Raw genomic sequence first — 12,005 nt, 5'->3', positions numbered from 1 at the left:
AGTGGCCGCCGACGACGAACCGAAGATTGTCGCATTCATCGGCGCGGGATGCGTGGGCAAAACGACCCTGTTCGAGGCGTACCGCAGAAGATTTGCCGGTGACAGCCGCGTCAGTTTTGCCAGCGAATCAGCGAAATTGTATTTTTCCACGCACAAGATTCCCGACGAAGATCGTTTCGAAGCTCCTGCGCAGGGTGAGATCCAGGCGATGGCACTGCAGGCCGAACAGGAGGCCTGCGACCGAGGCCGGCTCGTGTTCGCCGACCGATGCGCGATCGACTACCCGATCTACGTCAGCGCAATGGGCGACACCAGCGGATCATTGGACCTCCTGAGTCGCGCCCAACCATGGCTGCGCCGATACTTGCGAATCTTCTTGCTCGATCCGACGGGAATTCCCTTCGTCCAGACAGCCGAACGCAGGGAGAACGCGCAGATGCGCACCCTGCTCCACCGGGAGTACTTGTCCTTTCTGCAACGACACAACATTTCCTACCGATTGCTGATCGGATCGGTAGAGCAACGGATGAGCGACGTGGACGCCGAGCTGGAGAAGGTGTTCACCGCCGATCTCCGTCCCGACTTTCGATGACGCGGCTTCCCCCCTGAGCCGCATCGTGCTAGAACTAGAACGTGTTTCAGTTCTGCCGACCGGTGCTGGGAGGTGCGTGGATGAGCGTCCCGACGGTGACCGAGCTGCTGCTGGCCCGCGCCGGGGACGACCGGCCGGGCCTGCGGTTCGAGGACGAGACCTGGTCGTGGGCCGAGCACGTCCGAGCGTCGGCGTGCCGCGCCGGTGGCCTCCGGGCGGCGCTGGACCGGGGCAAGCCGCCGCACGTCGGCGTGCTGGCCGACAACGTTCCGGCGTTCTCGATCCTCCTGGGCGCCTGCGCGTTCGCCGGGGCGGTGCTGGTCGGCCTCAACCCGACCCGGCGCGGCGAAGCCCTCGCCCGGGACGTCCGGCTCGCCGACTGCCAGTTCGTCCTCGCCGAGCGGAAATACCACTCGCTCCTCGACGGGCTCGATCTCGGCGGGATCCCGGTGCGGGACCTGGACTCCTGGCCGTCCGCGGACTCCCCCGCCGAGCCCGTTCCCGCGTCCCCGGACGACCTGCTCATGCTGATCTTCACCTCCGGCACCAGCGGCGACCCGAAGGCCGTGCGCTGCACGCACGGCAAGATCGCGTTCCCCGGCGCGATGCTCGCCGAGCGGTTCCGGCTGTCCCCATCGGACACGGTGTACGTCACCATGCCGATGTTCCACTCCAACGCGATCATGGCGGGCTGGGCGGTCGGGCTCGCGGCGGGCGCGACCATCGCGCTGCGCCGCCGGTTCTCCGCGTCCGGCTTCCTGCCCGACGTCCGGAAGTTCGGCGCGACCTACGCGAACTACGTCGGCAAGCCACTGTCCTATGTGGTCGCGACACCGCCGCGCCCGGACGACGCGGACAATCCGCTGCGCCTGGTCTACGGGAACGAGGGCGCGAGCGCCGACCTCGCCGCGTTCGAGAAGCGCTTCGGCTGCACGGTCGTCGACGCGTTCGGCTCCACCGAAGGCGGGGTGGGGTTCGCCCGCACCGACGGCACCCCGCCCGGCTCACTCGGCAAACCGGCCGGCGACGTGGCCATCCTGCACCCGCACACCGGCCTGCCGTGCCCGCCCGCCGCGTTCGACGACGCCGGGAACCTGGTCAACGCCGGGGAAGCCGTCGGCGAACTGGTCAACACCGCCGGCGCCGGCTGGTTCGCCGGGTACTACCGCGACCCCGCCGCCGACGCGGAACGGCTGCGCGGCGGCGTGTTCCACACCGGCGACCTCGCCTACGCGGACAGCGACGGGTTCTACTACTTCGCCGGCCGGCTCGGCGACTGGCTGCGCGTCGACGGGGAGAACCTCGGCACCGCGCCGATCGAGCGGATCCTCCTGCGCCACCCCGCGATCACCGACACCGCGGTCTACGCGGTCCCCGATCCGGTGACCGGCGACCAGGTGATGGCCGCCATCGTCACCGGCGGCGGCCCGCTGGACCCCGCCGAGTTCGGCCGCTTCCTCGCCGATCAGCCCGACCTCGGGCCCAAGCAGGTGCCGAAGTACGTGCGCACGGTCCGGGAGCTGCCGCGGACGTCGACGTTCAAGGTCGTCAAGCGGCAGCTCTCCGCCGAGGGCCTGGACTGCGCCGACGTGCTCTGGGTCCGCGCGGGCCAGGACATCGCCTACGCCCGGGTCTGAAGGAGCCGCCGCGCGAACCCGGCCAGGCACACCACCGGCGACACGATCGCCGCGACGCGCAGGCAGCGCACCGGCCACCCCGGCCGGGGAACGACGGCCACCCCGGCCGGCGGATCGGGCGCCTGGAACCGGAGCGTCTTGGTCAGGTGGCGCCACCGGAAGACCTCCAGCCACACGATGCGCCAGCTGACCACCCAGACGACCAGTGCGACGCCGCCGACCCACCCGGCCCGACCGGCCCCGCCCCGGCGGGAATTCCGCATCCCGCCAGCGTAATGACCCGTCACACGAGCCGGTAGCCCGCCGCCGAGAACTCCGCCGTCAACGCGTACCGGTCCCCGCGGACCAGCGTGTGGCGCCACTCCACCGGACGCCCGCGGGCGTGGCTGAGCCGGTTGATCGCGAACGCCGCCACGTCGTGCGCGCACGCGAGCTGGGTGCGCTCGGCCGCGGTCGGGATGACCGCGCGGACCTCCTCGCGGCCGTGGTCGAGCCGCACCCCGGTGCGCCGCGCGAGTTCGGCGTACAGGCCGGTGTGCGTGAAATCGGCCGGCAGCAACGGTTTCGCCACGTCGGCCGGCAGCCAGACGCGGTCGAGGGCCAGCGGCTCGTCGCCGGCCAGGCGCAGCCGCTCCAGGTAGACCAGCGGTGTCGATGCCTCCAGCTCGAGCCGCTCGGCGACGAGCGCGTCCGCGCGGACGTCGAAGGTGCGCACGACGCTGTGCTGCGAAAGCCCGGCCGCCTCCACCGAGGCGAACAGGCTGTAGAGCGCCCCGAGCGGCTGGGCGATCTCCGCGGGCGGCGCGACCCGGGGCTGGCGGCCGCGCTCGGCGACGATCACCCCGTCCGCGCGCAGCTGGCGCAGCGCCTGCCGCACCGTGCTGCGGCTCACTTCGTACTCCTCGACCAGTGCCAGCTCACCGGGGAACTGATCGGTGAACTCGCCGGCGTCGAGCCTGGTCAGCAGCTCGCGCTGGAGCTGGCGCCAGAGCGGCTCGGAGCCGGAGCGGCTGAGCGTCCGCGGTGGCATGGCTTCCCTCCCGGCTGGTCGCGCCGACCCTACCCGTGGCCAAATGTTCGTACATCATCTAAGTTGAATGTACGTACATTTCGAGACGGAGGCACGGGTGACCACGATCCGGAACGCACCGGCCGCGCCGCAGGCGCCGGTCCGCCCTCGGCACGGCGTGGCGCCCGGCCTGCTGGTGGCGGTCGCGGTCGCCGCCGTCGCGACCGGGCTGGGCACGCTGGTCCCGATCGTCGGCGGCCCGGTCTTCGGCATCCTGCTCGGCGGGCTCGCCGCCGCCGTCGTGCCGGGACTGCGCGGGCAGCGGTGGACCCCGGGCTACGCCGTCGCGGCGAAACCGGTGCTGCAGGCGTCGATCGTGGTGCTGGGCACCGGCTTGTCGCTGCGCCAGGTCCTCGACGTCGGGGGCGGCTCGCTGCCGGTCATGCTCGGCACCCTGGCGGTCGCCCTCGGCGGCGCGTGGCTGCTCGGCCGGTGGCTCGGCGTCCGGGGCGACACGCAGACCCTCATCGGCGTCGGCACCGGGATCTGCGGCGCGTCCGCGATCGCCGCTACCACCGCCGTCCTCAAGCCGAAGCAGGCCGACGTCGCCTACGCCCTCGGCACGATCTTCGCCTTCAACATCGCCGCCGTCCTGCTGTTCCCGCCGCTCGGGCACCTGCTCGGCCTGGACCCGCACGCCTTCGGCCTCTGGGCGGGCACCGCGATCAACGACACCTCCTCGGTGGTCGCCGCCTCCTTCGCCTACGGCGGCGACGCCGGGTCGTACGGCCTCGTCGTCAAGCTCACGCGGACGCTCACGCTGATCCCGATCGTCATCGTGCTGGCCGTCCTCAAGGCCCGCCGTGAAGCCCGGCAGGCCGACCCCGGCGCCACGGTCGCCGCGATGCCCTGGCGCAAGATCGTGCCCCTGTTCCTGCTCGGTTTCGTCGCCGCGGCCGGACTGAACAGCCTCGGCGTCGTCCCCGGCTCGTGGCACCCCGCCCTCACCGTGCTGGGCACGTTCCTGATCACGACGGCGCTGGCCGGGATCGGGCTCTCCCTGCGCCAGGGCGACCTGCGCCGCGCGGGCACCCGGCCGCTGCTGCTCGGCGGACTGCTCTGGATCGCCGTCGCCACGACGAGCCTCGGCCTGCAGTCGATCACCGGCACGCTCTGACCCGGCCGGTAGCATTCGGCGGGTGACCGACAGCCACGGTGATCGGCCCCGGACGGTGTCCCGCTTCGTCGACCTGCTGCGGGCCGCGGACCAGCGCCCCGGCCTGATCCGGTCGGCACGCGCCGTGCGCCGCCTGGTCCCCGGCGACCGCGACCTCGGTGACGCGCTGTCGACCGCGGCGGGCCACCCGTCGGACCGGGTCGCCCGCCTGCTCGCCGAAGCGAAGGCCGAGCAGCCGAGCGCGGTGCGGGAACTCGGGCTCGCGGCCGTCCAGGTCTGGCAGGCCGTCGCGCAGGGACGGCACGGCGAAGCCGGCGAGGCGACGATCGTGTTCACCGACCTGGTCGGCTTCTCCAGCTGGGCGCTCGACGTCGGCGACGCGCGGGCGCTCGAGCTGCTGCGCGCGGTTTCGACCGCGAGCGAGGCGACGATCTCCCGCCACCGCGGCCGGGTCGTCAAGGGCCTCGGCGACGGCTTGATGGCCGTCTTCGCCGACCCGGCGGCCGCGGTCGAGGCGGCGTACGAGACGTGCGGCGCGGTCAGCGCCATCGACCTCGGCGGCTACCGCCCGCAGCTGCGCGCCGGCCTGCACACCGGACGCCCGCGCAAGGTCGGCCGCGACTACTTCGGCGTCGACGTCAACATCGCGGCCCGGATCGCCGACGCGGCGGCCGGCGGCGAAGTCCTCATCACCGGCGACGTCCTGGCGAACCTCGACGCCGAGCGGTTCACCGTCCGCCGGCGGCGCCGGTTCCGCGCGAAGGGCGCACCCAGCGACCTCGAGGTGTTCGCCATCGTCCCGCGGTACGACGAAACCTAGCGTCGCGCGTCCGAGGTTCGTTGGCAGCGGCGCGGCAATGCGCCCCAATGTGGCGTTCGGTGCGTCCAACGCACCCAATGTGGCGTTCGGTGCGTCAGACGCAACCAACGCCACATTGGGGCGCTCCCCGGCTGTCGTCCCGCGGTACGACGAAACCTAGCGAACGAGCCAGTAGACGACGCCGGGCACCACGACCAGCAGTGCCACCGCGAGCCAGTACGGGCCCGCTTTGAGCTGCGGTGCGCGGAAGGCGAACAGGGCGTTCACGCCCGCCACGACGAGTCCGGTGAAGACCACGGCGGCCAGGCCGAGCCCGATCGCGAAGCCCGCGCCGTCGTCGACCACGGTGGGGTCGGGCGTGCCCAGCCCGAGCTCCCACGCGAGGACCTGCGTCCCCAGCATCGCGAACGCGACCGGGTAGGCGCACGGGATCGCCAGCAGCAGGTTGAGCGGGACGCCGATCAACCAGACGTGCCGCGGGCGGAGCTGACGAGGAGCCATCCGGACATCATGCCGGGCTCAGGCCCTCGCCGAGCACCCGGTTCAGCTCGGGCAGCACGGTGGCCAGGTCCTTCGTCGTCCGGAAGACCACGATGGACGCTTCACCGTCGTCCTCGGGCCGGGTGAACAGGGCCACCGTCTCCGCCATCGCCGCGTCGAACTCCCGCTCCGGGTCGCTCGACCGGCCGCGCAGCCAGCGGCGCAGCACGTGGTTGTGCGCGGTCACGACCGCGCCGGCCATCAGTTCCGCCCGCAACGCCGTGTCGTCGCCGCCGCCCATCCAGCGGTGCAGGAAACCGCGGAACAGCCGCTGGTACTGCTGCAACCCCGAGATCTCCCGGTCCCGCAGCGCGGGCACGCTGCGCGTCAGGCGGTACCGGGTCCGGGCCAGCTCCCCTTCGGCGAGGTAGTGCCGCAGGACCAGGCGGGTGCCTTCGGTGACCGCGAGCAGCGCGGTCCGCTCGGTCGAGCCGGCCAGGCGGGCATCGATGGCCTGGAGCAGCACTTCGTGGTCGGGGAAGATCACGTCTTCCTTCGCCCGGAACGTCCGGAAGAAGGTCGTGCGGCCGACCCCGGCGCGCTCGGTGATGTCGTCGATCGTCGTCTGGTCGTAGCCGCGCTCGGCGAACAGCGCGAACGCCGCCTCGACCAGGCGTTCCTTGGCCGTCATCCGCTTCCTCCGCCCTGCCGTGGCCCAGCGTAGGGCGTGGCGGTCGTCATATCCGGGAACCACGCCTTCAGCTACCGGCCGGTACTGAGTACCGTCGAAAGGGTATCGAGTCCCAGAGAGGTGGCGGCGATGGAACGCGTGGGCGTGGTCGGGTGCGGGCAGATGGGGGCCGGGATCGCCGAGGTGTGCGCCCGGGCGGGCCTCGACGTGGTGGTCGTCGAATCGAGCCCGGAAGCCGTGGCGGCCGGACGGCGCCGGCTCGAAGCCTCGCTGGCCCGCGCGGAGAAGAAGGGCAAGGTGCCCAGCGCCGCCGCGGTCCTCGACCGGATCCGGGTCACCGAGTCGCTCGACGACCTCGCCGACCGCACCTTCGTCGTGGAAGCGATCGTCGAAGACGAAGCCGTCAAGACGGAGCTGTTCGGCCGGCTCGACAAGGTCGTCACCGCGCCGGACGCGATCCTCGCGTCCAACACGTCGTCCATCCCCATCATGAAGCTGGGCACCGCGACCGAACGCCCCGCGCAGGTCGTCGGGGTGCACTTCTTCAACCCCGTGCCGGTGCTGCCGCTGGTCGAACTGGTGCCCAGCCTGCTGACCACCGAAGCCACCGTCGACCGGGCACGGGCGTTCGCCCAGGACGTGCTGGGCAAGCAGGCGATCCTCTGCCAGGACCGCGCCGGGTTCGTGGTCAACGCGCTGCTGATCCCGTTCATCCTCGCCGCGATCCGCATGTTCGAGTCCGGCTTCGCCACCCGCGAAGCCATCGACGAAGGCCTCGTGCGCGGCGCCGCCCACCCGCAGGGACCGCTCGCCCTCGCCGACCTGATCGGCCTCGACACCACCAAGGCCGTCGCCGAATCGCTCTACGAAGAGTTCAAGGAACCGCTCTACGCACCGCCGCCGCTGCTGGCCCGCATGGTCGACGCCGGACTGCTCGGCCGCAAGACCGGCCGCGGCTTCTACACCTACGAGCGGCCATGACCGAGTGCCGCTGCTTGTGCGTCCCGGCCGGTCACGAGCACCACATCTGCACCGGCACCGCGGAACGCGGGAACTCGGTCCCGCTCCCCGGCAGCCCGACCGGGGCGTTCGTCCCGGCCTGCCCGCCGTGCCACCGCGCGACGCTCCCCCACGGGCCCCGACGGCGGGTGGTCGAGCCGCCGCGGCGCCTCGACGCCCGCGACTGGGACGCCGCCGCGCTCGCCCGGCCCGGCCGGCGCTCCGCCCGGTGGCCGAAGGCGGCGGCGGGCTGACGCCGTCTGCAAGAGCCGACGGGCGCGCCGTCCGGCCGTGCCGATGCACGGCCATTCGCACGCCGAAACCGTTGGGGGAAAGGAAAACTCGTACATCCGTCAGCTGACGGATGTCTGATCCACGCGTACCGCGAAGCATTGCTCCACGGGGCCCGGCGCTCCGACCTCGAGACCCGAGGAGGAGCGATGTCGCGTGCCACCACCACCGTCTCCACCGTTGTGATCTTCCTCTTGGCCATCAACCTGCGCCCGGCCGTGACCAGCCTGGGCGCGGCGCTGCCGGACATCTCGGTCGCCGGCAACCTCGTCGCCGCGGTGCTCGTGGCGCTGCCCCTGTGGGCGATCGGCCTCGGCGGCTGGGCGACGCCGTGGCTGGCCCACCGGGTCGGGACGTACCGGACCGTCGCCGCGGCGCTCGGCGCGCTGGTGCTTTCCCTCGGCGGCCGGGTCCTCGGCGGCTCGGCCCAGCTGCTGATCGGGACGGCGCTGACGTGCCTGGCGATCGCCGTCCTCGGCACCATCCTGCCCCTGCTGGCCCGCGGTTCCGCGGCCTTCACCTTCGGGCTCGGCCTCGGCAGCACGGCCGGCGCGCTGGTCACGCCCGCGGTGGTGCTCTCGTCGTCGTGGCAGGTCGCCCTCGGCCTGTGGGCGGCGGTGGCCCTGCTGGCCCTCTACGTCTGGCAGCTGACTCCCGGCGAGTTCGCGGCGCCGCGACCGGCGTCCGGGACGACCCCCGCGTTCGCCCTCACCATCCACTTCGGACTGATCTCGACGGTGACGTTCCTGGTCATGGGCTGGCTCCCCGGCATCCTGCGCGACGCGGGCGTCCCGGCGACGACCGCGGGCGGGTGCCTCGCGCTGTCGATGGCCATGGGGCTGCCCATGATGTTGCTGGTGCCGGGCTGGACCCGCCGGTGGCGCAACCAGACCCTGCTCGTCGTCGCACTGGCCACGCCCAACGCCATCGGGGTGACCGGGCTGCTCGTCGCACCCGCGGCCGCGCCCTGGGTGTGGGCCGCGGCGACCGGCACGGGCATGGGGTCCCTCGCGTTCGTGCTGACCACCATTTCGCTGCGCAGCAAGGACAGCTCGCTCTCGCTGTCCGCGGTGGTCCAGGGCGTCGGCTACGTCATCGCCGGCTTCGGCGTGCTGGCCTGCGGCTGGCTGCACACGTACACCGGCGCCTGGCGGACCCCGCTGCTGCTGGTGCTGGCCGTCCTGGCCGGCCAGGTGGCGAGCGGGCACCTCGCCGTCACGAGCCGGACCCTGGCGTCGCTGGTCCCGCGTCCGCTGTTCGTGCGCCGCCCGCGTCCGCTGTTGGTGCGGCGGCAGGACGACGTGCCGGAGGTCGGGGTCTGACGCCTCAGCCCGACGCGGACTGGTGCCGGGCGGCTTCCCGGGCGATGTCGATGCGGGAGTGCACGCCCAGCTTGTTCAGGATGTGCGACACGTGCGTGCCGACCGTGCGCGGGGACAGGTACAGCCGGGCCGCGATCTGGGGGTTCGAGAGGCCCTCGACCACGAGGGCGGCGATCCTCCCTTCGGTCGGGGTGAGGCTGTCCCAGCCGTGCGTGGCCTGGCGGTGCTTCACCGTCGGGCCGCGCCGGATGCCGAACGCCCGGAACAGGGCGCGCAGCCGGGCCACGTCCCACTGCGCGCCCAGCTCCGCGTAGAGGTCGACGGCGTGGGTGAACGCGGCGCGCGCCGAACCGCGGTCTTCCTCCTTGGCCTTGGCGAAGGCGATCGCGGCCGCTTCCAGCGCCTTGGCCCGCGACAGCGGCCGTCCCGCGTCGCGGTAGCCGTCGGCGGCTCGCAGCAGCGTCGTGCCGTCCCGGTCGAGCAGGCCACGGCAGTACAGGGCCAGCGCGCCGAGGTGCGGGACGGCGGAACCGTCGGCGAGCGCGTGGACCCGGGCTTCGACGTCCGTCGCGGTCCGCAGGTCGCCGATCGTCGTGGCCAGCCGGACGGCGTCGCCCAGCAGGTCCTCCCCTGCGTCTTCGCCGGCCAGCACCGCGGTGAGCACGGCGAGCGCCCGCTCCGGCGCACCGGCGTACTCGAAGGCGAGACTCCGGGCCCGCACCAGGGATTCCACGACCCGGTCGCCGATGCGTTCCCAGTACTTCGCCGCGACGTCGAGGTGCTCCCGGGCCGCGGCCGTTTCGCCGCGGTGGAAGTGGATGATCGCGGCGACGCCGTGGTCGCAGCACACCACGCCCGGGTCCTTGCGGTCGTCGGCGACGACGTCGACCTCGGCCAGCGCGTCGTCCCACCGGCCGGCGCCCAGCAGCAGCTGCCCGAGCGCGCTCTGGGCCTCGCTCAGCCGCACGACACTGCCGGTGCGGTCGGCCAGTTCGCGCGCCTGGGCGGCGGCGGCGTGCGCCTCGGGGTAGCGGTCGAGCGCGCCGAACGTGACCGACTGGTTGATGCGCAGCTGCAGGGTGAGGTCGATCAGCGCGGGATCGCCGCGCACGACGGCCATCGCGCGTTCGAACAGCGGCAGCGCGCCGGCCCAGTCGCCCCGCACCATCGCGACCAGGCTCAGCACGTGCAGCGCCCACCCGGTCGCCCAACGGTCCTCGACCGGGCCGAGTTCTTCCAGCGCCTCGGTGGCGACCCGGTCGGCGGTGTCGACCTCGCCGATGTAGCGGTGGGTGCGCGCGATGAGCACCAGGAGCCGGGCCCGGTGCCGGGGCTGCAGGCCGGGCTGGGTCAGCGCGTGGTTCAGCTCGTTGAGGAACTCCGCGGACCGGCCGGTCATCGCGCGGCACTGGACGACCGTGGTGTACAGGTCGACGCGCACGTCCGGGTCGCGCACGCGATCCAGTGCGCGGTCGGCGATCCGCTCGGCCTGGGCGACGTTGCCGACACCGAAGTACGCGTCGGCCAGCCGGCAGGCCAGCGCGCCGGTCACGGCGTCGTCGAGCGGCGCGTCCCGCACCGCCCGCCGCAGCAGGGCGACGGCGACCCCGGGCGCCTGACCGATCAGCGGCGTGGCGACGTCGAGCAGCCACCGCACGGCCCAGGCGGGCACCGGCACCCGACTGTCCGTTGTGGACACCATGGGCAGCAGCTGCCGCGCGACCCGTTCGACCGGGGCGTTCGCCTCGGCCAGCGCCCACGCGGCGCCCTGGTGCCAGGCGATCCGGACCGCCGTCGGCATGTCGTCGTACAACGCCGTGCGGATCAACGGGTGCCGGAACTCCAGGTCGTCGCCCGCGGCCACGAGCACCCCGGCGGCGCGGGCCTCGTCGAGGGCGGGCAGCAGGTCCGCGACCGGGGTGTTCGTCACGGTCACCAGGTCCGCCACCGAGAAGCCGACCCCGAGCAGCGCCGCCGCGCGCAGCACGCCCCGCGCGGGCTCGGGGAGGAAGCCCAGCCGGTCCGCGATGGCCTCGGGCAGCGAGTCCGGCGTCGCCGCGCCGGTCAGCTCCGCGATGCCCGCGGGATCGACCTGCAGGCACGAGCTCCGGGTCAGCGCGTCGAGGAGTTCGGTGAGGTACAACGGGTTCCCGGCCGCGCCGGCGGCCAGCCGCGCCAGCTCGGCGCCCGGCTTGCCCCCGGCCAGCTCCGCCACCAGTTCGAGCACCGCCGGTTCGGCGAGCCGGCCCAGCCGCAACCGTTCGCCCGGCCCGACGATCCGGAAGAGCGACCGCAGGTCGTCGCGGCGCGGGATCGGGCGCAGGACGCCGATCAGGAGCAGCGGGAGCTGCCGGACGGCACGGGCCAGCCGGCTCCACACCGCCACCGTCGTGCGATCGGCCCACTGCAGCTCGTCGACGACCAGCACCGCCGGGCCGTCCTGGCTCAGCTCGTCCACCAGTGCGATCAGCTGCTCGGCGGCCCGGGCGGCGAGGTCGGCCCCTTTGCCGGCGACGGCGCCGCCCCGCAGCAGCTTGGAAATGGCGACGCGGCGGGGATCCCGCGCGGCCGGCGTGATCCGCAGCGCGTCCAGCAGCGGCAGCAGCGGCAGTGCCTGCCCGAGCTCGTCGCCTGCTCCCCAGTACACCTGGCAGCCCGCGTCGGTCGCGGCCGCGCAGGCCGTCCGCACGAGCGCGGACTTGCCGATGCCCGGCTCGCCGTCCACCAGCACGGCGACCCCGCGGCCGGCGCCCACTTCACGGATCCAGGCGACCAGCCAGGACAGCTCACTGTCCCGACCGACCAGCAGCTCGGCACCGTCGGTGAGCGGTCGCACACGGAGATAATAGGAGTAAAACTTGTTGCCCAACAAGAGGTATGGTGGAACAAACCCGGGATCGGCAGCCGTTAACCAAGGCTTCCCTTCCGGGCAAACATCCATTTCGATATTAATCCCGTTTTGTGATCCGAGCGTGATTCCGCTGCGC

At 72.9% G+C, this 12,005-nt stretch carries 12 protein-coding genes; 7 read left to right on the top strand and 5 right to left on the bottom strand.

Annotated features, from left to right (window positions below):
* The first annotated feature begins 1 nt into the window (after position 1).
* Complete coding sequence (locus EIY87_RS35215; RefSeq protein WP_158641421.1) at positions 2–592, top strand: ATP/GTP-binding protein; 591 nt, start codon at positions 2–4, stop codon at positions 590–592.
* Between the two features lie 80 nt (positions 593–672).
* The gene (locus EIY87_RS35210; RefSeq protein WP_125314208.1) at positions 673–2,229 is read left to right on the top strand and encodes a long-chain-fatty-acid--CoA ligase; all 1,557 of its coding nucleotides are present in this window, start codon (positions 673–675) and stop codon (positions 2,227–2,229) included.
* Here the strand turns inward: EIY87_RS35210 and EIY87_RS35205 are convergent.
* Positions 2,214–2,492, bottom strand: coding sequence for a hypothetical protein (locus EIY87_RS35205; RefSeq protein WP_125314207.1), 279 nt, complete (start codon positions 2,490–2,492; stop codon positions 2,214–2,216). The genes EIY87_RS35210 and EIY87_RS35205 overlap by 16 nt on opposite strands.
* Before the next feature lie 20 nt (positions 2,493–2,512).
* Entirely contained in the window at positions 2,513–3,259 is a 747-nt protein-coding gene (locus EIY87_RS35200; RefSeq protein ID WP_125314206.1) for a GntR family transcriptional regulator, read from the bottom strand.
* 97 nt (positions 3,260–3,356) lie between these two features.
* Between EIY87_RS35200 and EIY87_RS35195 the strand changes: the two genes are divergently transcribed.
* A complete protein-coding gene (locus tag EIY87_RS35195; RefSeq protein ID WP_225440230.1) occupies positions 3,357–4,415 on the top strand; it encodes a YeiH family protein in 1,059 nt (352 codons plus the stop codon).
* A gap of 22 nt (positions 4,416–4,437) precedes the next feature.
* Entirely contained in the window at positions 4,438–5,235 is a 798-nt protein-coding gene (locus tag EIY87_RS35190) for an adenylate/guanylate cyclase domain-containing protein (protein ID WP_191984381.1), read from the top strand.
* Between the two features lie 156 nt (positions 5,236–5,391).
* On the opposite strand, the gene EIY87_RS35185 is transcribed toward EIY87_RS35190, so the two are convergent.
* Together EIY87_RS35185 and EIY87_RS35180 are read right to left on the bottom strand one after the other, a co-directional pair.
* Positions 5,392–5,736, bottom strand: coding sequence for a hypothetical protein (locus tag EIY87_RS35185; protein ID WP_125314203.1), 345 nt, complete (start codon positions 5,734–5,736; stop codon positions 5,392–5,394).
* Between the two features lie 7 nt (positions 5,737–5,743).
* Positions 5,744–6,406: a TetR/AcrR family transcriptional regulator gene (locus EIY87_RS35180; protein WP_125314202.1), complete on the bottom strand. Its 663-nt coding sequence runs from the start codon at positions 6,404–6,406 to the stop codon at positions 5,744–5,746.
* A gap of 120 nt (positions 6,407–6,526) precedes the next feature.
* On the opposite strand from EIY87_RS35180, the gene EIY87_RS35175 reads away from it, so the two are divergent.
* The 3 genes from EIY87_RS35175 (at position 6,527) to EIY87_RS35165 (ending at position 9,018) form a co-directional block, all read left to right on the top strand.
* On the top strand, positions 6,527–7,387 hold the full coding sequence (locus EIY87_RS35175) for a 3-hydroxybutyryl-CoA dehydrogenase (protein ID WP_318531911.1): 861 nt from the start codon (positions 6,527–6,529) through the stop codon (positions 7,385–7,387).
* Positions 7,384–7,659 (top strand): hypothetical protein, encoded by a 276-nt coding sequence (locus EIY87_RS35170; RefSeq protein WP_125314200.1) that lies wholly within the window; start codon positions 7,384–7,386, stop codon positions 7,657–7,659. Before EIY87_RS35175 ends, EIY87_RS35170 begins: the two co-directional genes overlap by 4 nt.
* Before the next feature lie 186 nt (positions 7,660–7,845).
* The gene (locus tag EIY87_RS35165) at positions 7,846–9,018 is read left to right on the top strand and encodes an MFS transporter (RefSeq protein ID WP_125314199.1); all 1,173 of its coding nucleotides are present in this window, start codon (positions 7,846–7,848) and stop codon (positions 9,016–9,018) included.
* Between the two features lie 4 nt (positions 9,019–9,022).
* On the opposite strand, the gene EIY87_RS35160 is transcribed toward EIY87_RS35165, so the two are convergent.
* Positions 9,023–11,854 carry a LuxR family transcriptional regulator gene (locus EIY87_RS35160; RefSeq protein ID WP_125314198.1) on the bottom strand — a complete coding sequence of 944 codons (2,832 nt, stop codon included), beginning with the start codon at positions 11,852–11,854 and terminating at the stop codon, positions 9,023–9,025.
* Positions 11,855–12,005 lie beyond the last annotated feature (151 nt).

The organism is Amycolatopsis eburnea, assembly GCF_003937945.1.
GTDB classification, from domain to species: Bacteria; Actinomycetota; Actinomycetes; order Mycobacteriales; family Pseudonocardiaceae; genus Amycolatopsis; species Amycolatopsis eburnea.
The sequence above is the reverse complement of the archived record's forward strand: the minus strand, read 5'-3'. Positions and strand labels throughout refer to the sequence as shown.